At 59.6% G+C, this 13,025-nt stretch carries 8 protein-coding genes; 4 read left to right on the top strand and 4 right to left on the bottom strand.

Features of this window, described 5'->3' with window-relative positions:
• Positions 1–35: 35 nt before the first annotated feature.
• The 3 genes from cdaA to J8C06_RS05365 all read right to left on the bottom strand — a co-directional run bounded on the left by cdaA (position 36) and on the right by J8C06_RS05365 (position 3,868).
• Positions 36–1,949, bottom strand: coding sequence for a diadenylate cyclase CdaA (gene cdaA / locus J8C06_RS05375; protein WP_211429749.1), 1,914 nt, complete (start codon positions 1,947–1,949; stop codon positions 36–38).
• Positions 1,950–2,093: 144 nt separating this feature from the next.
• Entirely contained in the window at positions 2,094–3,392 is a 1,299-nt protein-coding gene (locus tag J8C06_RS05370) for a lysophospholipid acyltransferase family protein (RefSeq protein WP_211429748.1), read from the bottom strand.
• A 41-nt stretch (positions 3,393–3,433) separates the two neighbouring features.
• Entirely contained in the window at positions 3,434–3,868 is a 435-nt protein-coding gene (locus J8C06_RS05365; protein ID WP_211429747.1) for a hypothetical protein, read from the bottom strand.
• Positions 3,869–4,214: 346 nt separating this feature from the next.
• On the opposite strand from J8C06_RS05365, the gene J8C06_RS05360 reads away from it, so the two are divergent.
• Positions 4,215–4,430 (top strand): hypothetical protein, encoded by a 216-nt coding sequence (locus tag J8C06_RS05360; RefSeq protein ID WP_211429746.1) that lies wholly within the window; start codon positions 4,215–4,217, stop codon positions 4,428–4,430.
• An 83-nt stretch (positions 4,431–4,513) separates the two neighbouring features.
• Here J8C06_RS05360 and J8C06_RS05355 read toward each other — a convergent pair whose 3' ends face one another.
• Positions 4,514–8,101 (bottom strand): TonB-dependent receptor, encoded by a 3,588-nt coding sequence (locus J8C06_RS05355; RefSeq protein ID WP_211429745.1) that lies wholly within the window; start codon positions 8,099–8,101, stop codon positions 4,514–4,516.
• A 376-nt stretch (positions 8,102–8,477) separates the two neighbouring features.
• On the opposite strand from J8C06_RS05355, the gene J8C06_RS05350 reads away from it, so the two are divergent.
• The 3 genes from J8C06_RS05350 (at position 8,478) to J8C06_RS05340 (ending at position 13,003) form a co-directional block, all read left to right on the top strand.
• Positions 8,478–10,118, top strand: coding sequence for a tetratricopeptide repeat protein (locus tag J8C06_RS05350; protein ID WP_246602100.1), 1,641 nt, complete (start codon positions 8,478–8,480; stop codon positions 10,116–10,118).
• A gap of 83 nt (positions 10,119–10,201) precedes the next feature.
• The gene (locus tag J8C06_RS05345) at positions 10,202–12,268 is read left to right on the top strand and encodes a M28 family metallopeptidase (RefSeq protein WP_211429743.1); all 2,067 of its coding nucleotides are present in this window, start codon (positions 10,202–10,204) and stop codon (positions 12,266–12,268) included.
• 111 nt (positions 12,269–12,379) lie between these two features.
• Complete coding sequence (locus tag J8C06_RS05340) at positions 12,380–13,003, top strand: hypothetical protein (protein ID WP_211429742.1); 624 nt, start codon at positions 12,380–12,382, stop codon at positions 13,001–13,003.
• Positions 13,004–13,025: the final 22 nt, after the last annotated feature.

The raw sequence follows: 13,025 nt of genomic DNA, 5'->3' as shown, positions 1-13,025 counted from the left end.
AAAAGCTGCCCCTGCAAAAAACGGTCGGTGACCCCTCAGGGCGCGCGATTGACAACCTCGCCGGGGTTGACGTTGACAATCTGCACTTGGTCGGCGACATCGGCGGGAGGCGTCACCACGACGGACCGCCGGGGCGGACGCTCCGATACCAGCTCCTTCCCGACGGTCACTTGGAAATCGCGCGCGCGTAGCTTCTCAACAACTGACTTCGGCCCTTCCACAGTGACCTCGATGCGCGTTGGGGGTGTGCCGGGCACATCCAGAACTATCTCCAGACGCCGGCGGACGATAATCGGCCGAATCGCTACCCTCACTTCGACTTCCTGCGCGCCAATAATGGCGATTCGTGGGTCCTTGACATCCACTTTGTAGCGTTCGGTAAAGGATCGGTCATGGGTATTGAGCCAAATGGTCTCAGTGCCGACTGACTGCAAGGCATAGACCAAGGCCTCCGGCCCGCGCAGCTTTGTCACCGGCGGCGTTACTTGGTACTCGGCCACTTCCCGGTCAACCGGCAACACCCCACGAAAGTTTGGCTTGATCTCGACTTGCTGTTCCACCTGGCGCTCCAGACTCAGGGTAATCCGCGCTGGTTCAATTTCGAGAATCTCAACCCCGGTGGGTTTTTCGATTCTTGCGTCTTCACGGAGCAAAATCACCCGGTCGCCCGGACTCTTGCCGTCCAGGGGGACGGTGACCACAAACGACTCAGGGCGCAGGCGCTCAACCACGTCGCGCGGACCACGCACCCGCAAGGTAACTTCTTGCACATCACTGCCATTGGCAATGACGAGGTCTTCCCGCAAGCCCTGGTAATTGATCGGAACGCCACGCAAGACAAACGGAATCGCGTCTTGCTTGGTTGCCGAAAGCCACAGGGCGCTGGTCATGAGCGCAGCGATGAGCTTGAGTAAGAAGTTCTCGACAATCAGCACCCGCGCTTTCTCACCTAACCAGGCTGACCAGTGCTGACCCTGTCGCCAGATGGCTGCCAGATCGAGCGCTCCGCGTTCACTCAACCGCGAGCGTTGCCCTTCGCCGATCAGCGCTGGTGTACCGGTGGATGGCGTCTCGCTGGTTTCACTTCGCGGTTCGGCGGTTAGAAAATCCACGTTTGAGGCGTCATCCATTATGGTTCGCCGCCGCCGCCGGACCGGCGTCGCCTGACCGGTCGGCGTATTCAAGGCGCGTGACAGTTGCGCCCGAACTTCCCGAATGCCAAGCCCGCGCTTGATCTGGCCGCCCTCGACGCACGACACCATCCCAGTCTCTTCAGAGACAACAATGACAAAGGCATCGCTTTCCTCAGTGACCCCAATTGCCGAGCGGTGGCGCGTCCCGGTGTCTTTCGACAGCCGTGGATTGAGCGTCAGCGGTAAAAAGCAACTTGCGGCGGCAATACGTCCCTGACGAATGATCACGGCGCCATCATGGAGCGGAGCCTCTGGATTGAAGATGTTGATCAGCAGGTCATAGCCCACGAGCGCATCGAGTTTGACGCCGCGAGCAATATACTCATCCAGGTCGTCCTGACGTTCAAACACGATCAGCGCACCGGTTTTCTTTGCGGCAAAGGTCGTCACCGCCAGCAGCACGTCCTCGTACTGCGCCACCGGAGATTTGGGCGCACGCCATCCAAACCTAGCTGGAAGCCGTAAGTTCGTTCCAAATCGGGCGAAGGCAGTACGGATTTCGTTTTGAAACAGCACGACCGCGGCAAACCCAACGTAGAGCAGGCTATGCCGAATGACAAACTCCAGCGTCGGTAAGCGCAACCAGTGGGAGGCCTGGTAAAGCAACGCCACAATGGCAATGCCAATGGCCACCTGGGCGGCCCGCGTTCCCTTGAGGAGCTTCAAGACCTCATATACGACGAAAAACACCAGCACTAGGTCAATCAGGGCGGAGAGCCAGGATTGCCCAAGCCAGTGAATCAGTGTCGTCATCATGTGAAGCTTTCCCTCTCAAGCCAACCGGCCACAGTCCCCAACCCACCGTTGGCAAAGAAAGCCCAAGCACTCCGCTGGGCGTGAACGCTGCCGCGCAACCAAGGCTACAACCAAGACTATTAAGCTTGACCCTCGACTGACGCTTCAAACCAAGCGTCCATCATGGGCCGTAAACTTGACAGCTCGCACGTAACCACACACAGCCAGCCCGGCCCCAGCATAGTAAAGCATATCCAACGTCCAGTGCTCGGCTGAAAGTAACCAGAATAACGCCAAATATGTGAGTGTCCCGGCCGTCACGAGCGGCCAATGCAGGGGACGAATCACGACGGCGTAGGCCACGACAAACGTGAGCAGGAGTCCATGGGGACCGTAACCCGTCGGCTCAGGACGAATGACTTCCAGCCACCAAACGGCCAGGTAGCCCAGCGTGAGACCCCGCATGAAACGCTGCGTGTCGTAGTAACTTGTCCAGTGGAAAGGAAACAAGATGCTCGCCATGACCAATCCGAGCACCCCGGCCTTGGCATCGAGAAAACGGGCTTGGGCATCGGGCGCGATAAACATGGCAACGGCCCACGGATAGACTGCCACCAGCCAGAGCGGCAAGGCCAAATCCCGCAGTGTTTTGGTCAGTCGCTGTTGCGGGAAATACCAAATATCCAGCAGCACGTAGCCCAGATAAGCGGCCGTCGGCAGCGTCAAGCTCCAACTCGGCCCGACCAGCAGGAGACCCACCAGCCACATCCACAGCGGGGTGTACTCGAATGAGCGTAGCGCCCAAGCCGGGCGACCATACAGCTCAGCCCGTTTGGCTCCCACCTTGAGCGCCGGCAGCAGTCGCCGTTCGATGGTCTGCCGGAGCTGCTCGGTGAGTGCCTGCGCAATCGCTGGCTCATCGGGCGCCAGCGCGCTATCCATCCGTGGCGGGTGGATGGGCGGGTGGTACTTGACCGTGATCTTTCGCGGAAGGGGCAACCACTGATGACGCGGCCACGCCGCACGCGCGCCGGCAATCGTCACCGGCACGAGTGGACACTGGGCAGCGAGCGCCAGCCGCGCCGCACCTGACTTCAAGAGCGCATTCATGCGGGCTTCCTTGGAAAGACCGGCTTCGGGAAAAATCCCGAGCGCATCGCCATCGCGCAACACCTGAAGCGCCTGCTGGAAAGCTTGCTGGTCGCGCTTCGTGGTATCAACTGGAAACGCCCCAAAAAAACGGATCAGCGGACCCAATACCGGAATGGTGAACAACTTGTCCCATGCCACAAAGCGAATCCGCCGCCGAACCGGGAGTGAAATAAGCACCGGATCAAGGTAACTCGGATGGTTTCCAGCCAAGATTACGCTGCCCGTCAGGGGAACATGCTCAACGCCGGTATATTCGAGTGTAAACACCACGCGAAACAACGCATGGACAACCAACTTTATGATCCAGAGCAAAAGCCAGCCCCCAGCTTCCGATCCAGTGTTGCCGTAACCACCTAGGCACGTCCCGTGAGGGAGCGCAGTTCTGATTTGAGCTTCTCTATTTGGATAATTTTCTCGGTGACTTGCTCAAAGAGGTCGCGCTTGGCGACAATTCCCTCCCCAATCAGGTAGGCCGCAGCTTCCGAACGGTTGGCAAAAATACCAGCTTGCACAAGCATTTCAATCGAACGCATCGCATCTTCGGAAAGGTGCACGGTCAGGTTCAGGTCACGACTCGCCAGCGCCTGCTGGATCGCAGCGCCAATCGAACCGGGCAGTTTGCCGATGGATTCAGGCAGGTTCCTAGCCAGCTCGCGGACGGAACTGGTGATTTCCTCGATTGTCCCCTTTGGCTCTTCGCTTGCCGAAGTTGGCAGATCTCCAGACGACGGGGTGGCGTCATCCTTGCGTTCGATGATCACGACTTTACGTTCTTCAGGCGCGGCCATAACGGAGAACCTCCAGTGAGAAATGTGGCCGGCACAGCTTACTCCGCGACGCGGGCGACCGCAAACACCACCGCCTTCAGCGCAGCCCAGAACGACCCCAAACCCGAAGGCAAGCGCCTCACGTCATCCGTCAGCGACCACGAGCAGGCCGGTGATTGTGCCCCGCTCGGACGTTTCAGACCGGCTCCGAAAGGTAAAACCGAGCCGCGCACCAGCGAAGGTTGACCAAATGATTTTGCCGTGGCTATATTCGCCCATTACCCATAACCGTATGGCGTCATACACTTTGCGCCAACGGTTTCGTTCGCATTATTTGCGTATCCTACACACTCCGAGGACATCAGCCATGCCCGGTGGAACGAATGAAGTCATGCGCGACTTCTTCATCCGCGTAATTGGGAACAGCCCCGAAGAACGCTTCATCTATGTCATCCGCGCCCAAGACGCAAGGTCAGCGCTGAACTTACATATCAGTAATCTCGGCGACCGTCCCTGCGTTGTGATTGACGGACTAACCGGCGAGGTCCTGGAACGCTATAACGTGGACAAAAAAGGACGTTGAGCGGGCCCTTGAGTGACACAAAAAACGGTGAATGGCCAGTCTGACCATTCACCGTTTTTATGTGTATCGTACCAAGTGGAAAGCTAGAACGTAAACTTCAGCGCCATTTGAATCCGGCGCGCGCCGCTCACCACGGCATCCCGAATCTGACCAAACGTCCCCGCGGTTACCGTCGTCACAGGAAAAGCAAAGGACGGCGTGTTGGTGGCATTTTGCATCTCCAATCGGTATTGCAGGTTGACGCCTTCAATGATGCGGAATGATTTGGCCACGGTCAGATCAAGCTGGAAGAAACCCGGGCCGTTGAAGAAGTTCCGCCCCGTGTTTCCCAACGTTCCCGGCGCTGGGATACTGAAGCGCGTGCGCTCATCGGCCGTGAAGTAAAAGTTTGTCCCCGACTCCTGACGCACCGAACCCAGCGACCGTGAGCAGCCATTGCAGTTGGCAAACGACTGAACTGCGTTGCTTAGCGTGTTGGCGCCGGAAAAGACCGTAAACGGCCGCCCTGAAGTCAGCCGCAGAACCCCGGCGACCATCCAGCCGCCGATGACTTGGTCAATCACTGGATTGAGGCTATTGGCGTACTGCCGCCCACGTCCAAAGGGCAATTCGTAAACGAAATTACCCTGAAGCGCGTGCGTCCGGTCAAAATCTGACCGGGCGTAGTTGATCCGCCGGTTGCGCAGGTCAAACGGCGTGCTGCTGGCTGATTGCACCGCCCCAGCCGCTGCCACGGTAAAGGTCGGATCAAATGACCGGGTATCGAGTGACTTGGCCAGCGTGTAGCTGATCTGGAAGCTCAGACCATCCCGAAACCGTCGTGACAACTGAAGCTCGGCCGCGTGGTAGTTCGAGAAGTCGAAGTTGTCCACCACGGAGACGCCGCCAGTGTACTGCGGAAAGTCAAAGAAGAAGAACGGTGAAAACCCACGGGCCGGGAGGTTGGCCCCAATCTGCTGGGCCAGCGAAGTCGCCAAGCCGGCCACGCTGTTGTTCACGATGGCACTGCGAAAATTGTTGATCGTGGTCTGCGAGCCATTTGGATTTGCCAACAACTGATTGATGAGCGCGCTGTTGCAGGCCGGCGTAAACGTTCCCGACACCGCGCACGGACGCAGCGTGTTGAAGGCATCCAGAAAGCCGTTTTCAAAAATCTTGACCTGATTGGCGTTATAGCCACCCAACAGCCCATTGCCATGGCGACCAATGTAGTTGGCTTCAATGACCAATCCCCACCCCAGATCGCGCTGAATGCTCAGCGCCCACTGGTGAACTTTTGGGGTTCGGTAGTTGGGATCAAATACCGTGATGGCGTTGGCGGAAAAGGCCGGCGGCTGCCGGAGCGTGTCCGGGGAAACCCCGGCCGGCGGAGCGAGCGTTGGCAGGTTGCGTAACCGTCCCCCGCCCTGTCCAAAGGTATCGTTGATAACGCCAAGTGTCGCACCGGGAACTGTTGGCAGCAAGAACGAGGAAGCCAAAAAGGTGTTGAGCCGGTCGTAGGCCAGCCGATAGTTGGCGCGAATCGAGGTTTTGCCATCCTTGAAGGGGTCCCAGGCCACCCCGACACTTGGCCCAAAGTTGTTCAGGTCATCGGAAAAGGCTTCGCCATTGACCCACCGGGCCGTGTTGGTTGGCGGCGCACCAAAAACCAGCCGCTGATCCGGCACAGCCAACCGCCGCGGCTCCTGAAACGCCGGGCGGATTTCCCACCGTAAACCGTAGTCAATGGTCAAGTTGGGCCGGAGCCGCCAAGTGTCTTGTACATAGAAGTCATATTCTGGATACCGCGCGTCAGCAGTGAAGACAGTGCCTGGTGGACCATACTGATTCCCAATCGAGACAAACGCCTGCGAGACGCGCCCGACCCGCCCCAGCAAGTTGTTGATCGTGCGTTGCAAGAGCGGCAAATCAAAGGCGGTATTGATGTTGCCCGGAATGCCAAAGGCCGCCACGCTCACGGTGTTGATTGCCGTGCTGAAGTTCGCTGCCGGCTGCGTGTTCAGACCGGCCACCGAAGTGCGGCGGTCAATATGCCGACCGAACCGAAGGTTCATACCCGCTTTGATGGTATGCGCGCCGCGCACATAGGTCAGGTTGTCCACGAACTGAAACGTGGTCAGCGCGCGCCGGTTGATGACTGGAGCCAAGTTTGACGTCGGCGTCGTCACGTCGTTGAGCGTGACCGGCGGATTGGTGGCAAACTCTGGGTCTGGGTTGTCAAAGCTAAAGGTGAAACGATTCAGTCCAACGACAAACTCATTCGTCAAACTGCTTGTTGGCGACCAACGATGGTTGATAGCGACATTGCGTGGACTGCGGCGGGTGTCCACCAACCGCGCGGTACCGGGAAACGCCGCGGGGCCGGCGTTGGCAAAATCGCCCAGCGAATCCTGCCGCCCCCACGAGACTCGCGCGAAAATGGTTTGCCGGTCACTGATGACGTAATCGACTTTAGTCACATAATCTTCCTGCTGCTCACGCCCACGGGCGTTGAACAGGAAGCCGGCTGTATTGAGGCCGTCCCCAACCGCGAAATTGTTCGGCAACGGCGTCAAGTCAATGACACGCCGAATGGTGGGGTCCAACCCAAGCCCCTGCGGATCCATCATGCCGATATTGTATGAACCAAGGTTGAGGCCGGGCACCGGATTGCCGTTGGCATCTACCGAAGCCCCAGCCGCGCCAAACGGCAAATTGCGTCCACCAATGACGTAGCGGAAAATACCCTGACGCGCCGTCTGGGTATAGACCAGGCGCGTCACCGGACGCCCCTCACTGGCGCGCAGTGCCTGAAAGTTGGTGAAGAAAAACAGCCGATTCCGAACAATCGGTCCGCCGAGACTGCCGCCGGCAATGTGTTGCACGAACTGCCGCTTGACGATCCGGTTGAGGTTGTTTTCGTACTCATTCGCATTGAAGCCCGGCGTTTGGTAGAACCAAAAGGCCGTGCCGTGAAACTCGTTTGTCCCAGAGCGTGTGATCATGTTGACCTGTGCGCCGCTGCTGCGTCCGTTCTCGGCCGATGGGTTGCTCGTGATGACGCGAAACTCGGCCAAGGCATCGGGATTGACGCGCGTCGGGGAAAAGTTTGACCCACCGGCGCTGGTTTCATTGGTGTCAATGCCATCCAGGGTGAAGTTCACTGCGCGGTCGCGCGCGCCGTGGACGTGAACACCGCCGCCGGTATTCGCGCCAGTGACGACGCCAGGCTGAAAGTTGATGAAATCAAGCGGATTGCGCCCGCGGGAACCCACAATGGGCAGGGCAACGATGGCCTGCCGTTCGACAAGATTGCCCAGGTTGCCGGAGCTACTGGTCTGAATACGCTCCGCGGCATCGGTCACTTCCACAACTTCCTCTGTGCCGCCAACTTCCAGCGTCGCGTTGACGGTTGTCGGCTGGCCGACATTGACGTTGTTTCCCTTCAACACCAGCCGCTTGAAGCCGCTGGCTTCGACCGTCACGCTATAGACGCCGACTTGCACTGAATCAAAGACATAGACGCCGCTGTCGCTGGTCTGCGCCTCAAACGTGGCATTTGTGCCTTCGTTGGTCAGCGTGACGCGCGCACCAGCGACCAACGCCCCCGATGGGTCACGGACCGTGCCAGTGAGCCGGGATGTCGTCCCCTGGGCACTGACCAGGGCCGGGTAACCGAGCCATAACGCCAAAAAACCAAACCAAACCAACCTGGACAACCGCCTGGCGGCTGCATGGGTGAACTTCCAAACAGCGGGCATAGCAAACCTCGCAGTGAACCGAGTTATGTTTTTGGAACGCTCATATCTTGCCGTTTTTTGTTCGAGTTGTCACGCACCACTGATACGGCCTGTAACACCTAGGTCATCCTTCAGCAACTTGGGGTTGCTGGAACCGACACAAACCGGCTAGCCTATGACTCGGCATTCCGCTGATTTGCTTTTCAAACTGAAGATTAGCCTGGTCAGTGACGCTGCGCGCGATTGGCTTTCCTAAACCGCGCCTGGCGTCGGTTGACCTGATTGAGTTTGTCGTTCCAAGCAGCGTGAGGAACTCGTCTTGAGGCTTGTGGTTCGTCAAGTCCGCAGGTGGCGTCCCGACTGGCTTCCACTTTGGGTGTGGTGGCTGGCGGGTATCTATTTGCTGGGGGTCCAGCTAGCCGCGCCTACCGTCCGGGCAAGCGAGCCGTCGAGCGTCGCCGAGATGCTGGCAGCCGCACAAGCTGCCCGTAATACCCAAGCCTATCTGATTGCCGCGCGTTATGCCGAACAGGCGATTCAGCTCGGCACTTCGGAGACTCAGGCAGATGCCCTCGCCGAACTTGGACTCATTTACCTGACAGCCGAGTGCCTTGAGCCGGCTGCCGACTACTTTCAAACCCTGGCGCGCCGTTTTCCAGACGACCCACGGGGACTGACCGGACTTGCCACGGTGGCGCTTGCGCAGGGGCGACTCGACGACTGTGAACAGCAACTAAAAACACTGCTAACGCGGTATCCCAACACGGCCGGAGTACACGTCGTTGGGGCGCGACTCTTTATCGAGCGCAATCAGGTGTCAGAAGCTCGCCATCATGCCGAGCAGGCGGTGGCCCTTGCGCCTGAACACCCGGAAGCTCTGGCTGCGTTGTGCGCCGTTCGCGTCATGGAGCGCAAGCCGCAAGACGTTCGCCAACTGGCCGAACGCATCTTGGAACGCCAACCCAATAACATCCGTGTTCGCCGGACGTACTCACAGTACATCCGCAGCCAGAAGGCACACCCAGTCCCACCGGCGGAAGCGCGGGTGGCCTACGCGGCCGCGCAAGCCGCCCGCCAGCAACATGACATAGCCGCCGCGACCCGATACCTTGACCAAGCCCTCACCCACTACCCGGATTTCTTTGCCGCCCTGCTCAGTCGCGCCGCGCTGGCCATTGAGCGGGAAGACATCGAGCGCGCGGAGGCCCTGGCCCGGCGGGCGCTCGCGCTTGACCCGCATCACCCGCTTCCCCACTTACAGTTGAGCCTCGTCAACCTGGCGCGGCACGAGATGGCGGCGCGTGAACTTGGCGCGCGCATTCCCGATGTTGACTTTCACGGCGCGCCAACGACGATTGCGGACATCGAGACCGTTTTTCCCAACATTGAAACGCTCACGCCGCGCCAAAAGCAGATCGTCCTGGGGACAGTTGCTCCGCTGGCGCATTTACTGCCAAAGCTTCAACGATGCGGGGCCAAGCACTGGATACTTCCCCTCGACCGGCAACTTGGCGACCTGCCGGGCTGCGCGCCGCTAGCCGAACGCGCAACTTTCGACGGTCGGTACTATGGCAGCCTGCGCGGCGTTGGCGGCGTCGTGACGGTTTCCGGCATCGAGACCTTGCGGGCCGTCGAACACGGTGGCTTCAATACGCTGGCGCATGAGTTTGCCCACCAGATTCATAGCTGCGCCCTCGACACCGCGACGCTTGACCGGATCGAAAAGCTTTATGATGCTGCCGTTCGTGAAGGTCGCGCGCTGGACTACTACGCGGCCTCTGACAAGTTTGAGTACTTTGCGCAGGGCTACGAAGCCTATGTCTCTACGGTCAAGCGGCGGCCGGCGAGTCCAACGGCCGGACATACCCGCGCCGACCTCGCCCGCCGCGACCCCAAGCTCTTTGCCCTCTTTGAAGAACTCACCCAACGTGGCACCGTCAGCGCGGAAACCACACCACGTCGCCGCTAGGCATTGCCAGTTGAAATCATGACATCTAACCGGCTGTGCGCGCCATTCGTTCGCGCTCACGGAGCCCCAGTTGACCAGTGACTATGCTGCATCGCCCTGTGACTCGCCTGTTCACCATTGCCCTTGGTTGCGTGGCCCTGCTTGGGAGCGGAAGGTTCTTCCCGGCGGCTGGGGTCGCCACGCCCACGCGCTTCCCGGCTGCCTCACTTTCGCCGCTCGAAAGCCAGCTCTTGTCCGTTCCCGATTCGGCGCGCGCGCGCCAGACGCTCCGCGCGCTCACGGCCAAACCACACCTGGCCGGCACGCCGGAGGATTATGCCACGGCGCTTTATGTGCGTGACGAACTGGCCAAAGCCGGTTTCCAGTCCGAGTTGGTTGAGTATGACGTTTACTTGCCGCGTCCCAAGTCACGGCGGGTCGAAATGACCGCGCCGACCAAGTATCGCTGTCGCCTCACCGAGCCGACGCTGCCTGACGATCCCGACTCGGCTTCCCCGCTTGCGGTGCCGACGTTTGCGGCCTGGTCGCCCTCGGCCAAGGTGGAAGCGCCGGTGGTGTATGCCAACTACGGCTTGCCCCGCGACTATGCCGTGCTTGATCAGCTTGGCGTCAGCGTACGGGGCAAGATCGTGCTGGTGCGCTACGGCGAGTGCTACCGGGGCGTCAAGGCGCAGGTCGCCCAGGCGCGCGGCGCGGCGGGACTGCTGGTTTATTCCGACCCAAAAGATGATGGCTACGTGCAGGGCAAAACCTATCCTGACGGACCGTGGCGGACGGACAACTGTGTTCAGCGCGGCAGTTACCGGGCGTTTACCCAATCGCCGGGCGACCCGCTGACGCCGGGGCGTCCGTCCAAAAAAGGCGTGCCACGTCTATCACCCAAGGCGGCCGGACTCCCCCAAATTCCCATCCAGCCGCTTTCTTACCGTGACGCCCTGCCAATTCTGGAAAGCCTGCAGGGTCCGGTAGCGCCCAAGGAATGGATTGGGGGATTGCCGATTGAGTACCGGATTGGCGATGGCGCAACGCGCGCGCGGATGGTGCTGGAAATGGACTACCGCCAACGCACCATCTGGAATGTCATCGGCACGCTGCCGGGTCACGTCCTGCCTGACGAATGGATCCTGCTTGGCAACCATCGCGACGCCTGGGTGTATGGCGCCGTGGACCCATCGAGCGGCACAACGGCCATGCTCGAAGTCGCGCGCGCCTTTGGCGAACTGCGAAAAACCGGCTGGCAACCCCAACGCACCATCAAGCTCTGTAGCTGGGACGCCGAAGAGTATGGATTGATTGGTTCGACGGAATGGGTCGAGGAACACCTGGGTGAGCTGCGCGAAAAAGCAGTTTGCTACCTCAACGTGGATAGCGCTGTCAGCGGCGATAACTTCCGCGCCAGCGCCGTGCCGAGCCTGTGGGAGATTGCGAAGTCGGTACTGCGGGACACGCCTGATTCGAGCGGCACGCGCAGCTTGTATGACAATTGGCGCGCCCAAGATAAAAACGCCACCGAAGTTCGCTTTGGCAAATTGGGGAGCGGTTCAGACTACGCGCCGTTTCTCCAGTTGGCGGGCATTGCTTGCCTGGATATGGCGTCAACCGGGAGCTATGGGGTCTATCACTCGACCTACGACAGTTTCCGCTGGATGGAAAAGTTCGGCGATCCGCTCTTTACCCGTCACACCGCCATGGCGCGCGGGTGGGCCCTGCTGGCTTTTCGGCTCTCGGAATCGGCGCGCATCGAACTCAACCTGCTGGATTACGCCCGTGAGATCGAGCGACTCGCCCAAGCGCTGGCCCAGGAGCATCCGAAGCTCGATGCGGCGGCGCTGCTCGATGCGGCCCGTGACTTGGCAACGGCGGCTGAAGCTTTTGAGACCGAGGCGGACACCAAAGCCACACTGGCAGCGCGCAATCGGCAGCGCCGGCAGTTCGAGGGTTTTCTTCTGACGCCAGATGGCTTGCCGAAACGCCTTGACGCCCGCCACGTCATCTATGCGCCAGGCGTTTTTACAGGCTATGGCGCGGAGGTGTTTTCCGGTATCCGCTACGCGCTGGAACGGGACGACGCCGAGGACATCGTCCATGCCACCACGCAAGTAGTGGCCGCGCTGAAGCAGGCGGCGCAAGCCCTCCACGGCGAAAAGTAGTCCCCTTGCCCGGCTCCGCTCTGGCGTTGGACTGGCGCGCAACCATCACGTATGGTTGTGGCATCCAGTTCGAGCACAGCTTGTGAATACCATGTTCTAGGAACGACTATCATGAGATTCAGACGGCACTTGGCTTTCCTTTGGTTTTTGCTTGCCGCAGCCGCATGGCAGCCCGCTTCAGCCCAGGAGCGGAGACGCTTTGATGATTTGCCTTCTTCGAGCCGGTCGCTTGAGTACCGTTTGCTGGCGACATCAAAAACCTCAACGATGGAACGCGAAATGAATCAAGCCGCCCAGGAAGGGTTTCGCTTTGAGGGCGTCATGGGAGGGGAAACCGCTTTTGGAGGCAACGAGTCGGTCGTTGTGATGTCGCGCACTGAGCCACTTGACATGGAATACGAATACAAGCTGCTCGCGACAAACAAGACGTCCACCATGCAGCGAGAGCTACAGCAAGCCGGGAACAGCGGCTTTGAAGTTCGTGGCAAGACGATTTTTGAAACGGTCTTTGGTGGACGGGAACTCGTCGTGATCCTGGAACGCCCGAAATCAGACCGGATCGTTCCGGTTGAGTACAAGCTTCTGGCTACGTCGAGGACCTCGACGATGCAAAAAGAACTCTCGGCGGCTGGACGCGAAGGGTTTCAATTTGTCGTCATGGCCGTCGCGGAAACTGCCTTTGGGGGGCGCGAGGTTGTCGTCATCCTGCGCCGCTCAAGACGGACGGCATTTTGAAAGGGCCTGAAAAGTCCCAGGG

Source organism: Chloracidobacterium validum (assembly GCF_018304825.1).
In the GTDB taxonomy this organism is placed as follows: Bacteria; Acidobacteriota; Blastocatellia; order Chloracidobacteriales; family Chloracidobacteriaceae; genus Chloracidobacterium; species Chloracidobacterium validum.
Note: the sequence above shows the minus strand (reverse complement) of the source record. Positions and strands in the feature narration are given on the sequence as shown.

Coding starts and splice junctions, on each gene's coding strand:
- cdaA (WP_211429749.1), bottom strand. CDS start 1,949: ATGATGACGACACTGATTCACTGGCTTGGGCAATCCTGGCTCTCCGCC.
- J8C06_RS05365 (WP_211429747.1), bottom strand. CDS start 3,868: ATGGCCGCGCCTGAAGAACGTAAAGTCGTGATCATCGAACGCAAGGAT.
- J8C06_RS05360 (WP_211429746.1), top strand. CDS start 4,215: ATGCCCGGTGGAACGAATGAAGTCATGCGCGACTTCTTCATCCGCGTA.
- J8C06_RS05345 (WP_211429743.1), top strand. CDS start 10,202: ATGCTGCATCGCCCTGTGACTCGCCTGTTCACCATTGCCCTTGGTTGC.
- J8C06_RS05340 (WP_211429742.1), top strand. CDS start 12,380: ATGAGATTCAGACGGCACTTGGCTTTCCTTTGGTTTTTGCTTGCCGCA.